Here is a 527-nt window from a genome sequence, read left to right as displayed (position 1 = left end):
TATTTAAGGGAAAAGAGGTGACAAGATGCAGTTAACGAAAACGATTAAAGTGCAATTATACCCAAGTGTTAGTGATATTGAAAAATTCGAAGAAACCCAACAACAGTTCTTAAACGCTTGTAATTTTGTTTCGACATATATCTTTGACCATGAATTTGAATTAGGTCAAACGACTTTGCACAACGCCTTGTATCATCAGATACGTCAGGATTTTGGGCTGCAATCGCAAATGGCCCAGTCCGTAATGCGTACGGTAATCGCAAGATATAAGACCGTGAAAACACAGTTTAAACAAAAACCTAAGCGTTATAAAGATATCCATACAGGTAAATATCATACGCTATATAAAGACCTTTACCATTTAACGAAACCCCTAGGGTTTAAGCAACCAGTCGCTGTGTTCGTACGTAATCGTAACTACGCTTATCATCAAGACGATACCTATTCACTGACGACCAATCAAGGACGAATTAAAGTGTCTTGTGATAAGCAACATATCGCTTATCTTCAACAATTTAGCCAGAATG

Annotated in this window: 1 pseudogene; it reads left to right on the top strand. The window is 37.4% G+C overall.

Annotation, left to right across the window (positions count from 1 at the left end):
* Positions 1-25: 25 nt before the first annotated feature.
* Positions 26-527 (top strand): annotated as a pseudogene (locus tag HMPREF3116_RS08700) (RNA-guided endonuclease TnpB family protein); the annotation flags it as partial.

Origin of the sequence: Aerococcus sp. HMSC10H05, from assembly GCF_001806975.1 — a bacterium.
Classification (GTDB): domain Bacteria; phylum Bacillota; class Bacilli; order Lactobacillales; family Aerococcaceae; genus Aerococcus; species Aerococcus viridans_B.
This window is presented reverse-complemented; position numbering and strand designations above follow the sequence as displayed.